Source organism: Paenibacillus sp. EKM206P (genome assembly GCF_011066155.1).
GTDB lineage: Bacteria > Bacillota > Bacilli > Paenibacillales > Paenibacillaceae > Paenibacillus > Paenibacillus polymyxa_D.
Window position 1 is genome coordinate 1 of sequence record NZ_JAAMNQ010000126.1, and the last position, 239, is coordinate 239.

Below are 239 nucleotides of genomic sequence, written 5' to 3' on the forward strand. Positions count from 1 at the left end.
TTGTTCCACTGTGTAGATGGCGATCATTTGCTGATGGTGATTCACCATTTGGTGGTGGACGGGGTATCCTGGCGTATTTTGTTTGAGGATTTGGCTACTGCCTATGAACAGGCCGTTCATCAGAAAGTGCTTCAGCTGCCGGACAAAACGGATTCATTCCGTTCCTGGTCACAAAAACTTTCCGAGTATGCGAATAGCGCAGCCATGGACAGTGAACACGCCTACTGGGAACAATGGAA

Annotated in this window: 1 protein-coding gene; it reads left to right on the forward strand. The window is 48.5% G+C overall.

Annotated features, from left to right (window positions below):
* A partial coding sequence (locus tag G9G53_RS26055) for a condensation domain-containing protein (RefSeq protein ID WP_165150919.1) occupies positions 1–239 on the forward strand: 239 nt, incomplete at both ends.